General features: G+C 39.4%; 1 protein-coding gene. It reads left to right on the forward strand.

Annotated elements, in window-relative coordinates; genetic code table 11:
* Positions 1-249: hypothetical protein (locus tag AOM43_RS12865; protein WP_152618874.1), on the forward strand; the 249-nt coding region annotated here is incomplete at both ends.

Here is a 249-nt window from a genome sequence, read left to right on the forward strand (position 1 = left end):
CCTTACTCTATTAAATATCCCGATGGTTCCATTGAAAGAATGACCTACACGCTCGATGGAAATCTGGAAGAGAAAATCGAAAAAAATGGAATGCAAACCGTTTATACCTATGATTATAAAGATCGTGTTCTGACAAGCGAATCATTTTCTCCCGGAGGAGAACCCTTAGGAACGCATTCCTATGAATACTCGGCTTTCCATCTTTTGAAAGAAATAGATGCAAAAGGGCATGTAACCACCTATGAGTAC

The organism is Parachlamydia acanthamoebae (assembly GCF_000875975.1).
Classification (GTDB): Bacteria; Chlamydiota; Chlamydiia; order Chlamydiales; family Parachlamydiaceae; genus Parachlamydia; species Parachlamydia acanthamoebae.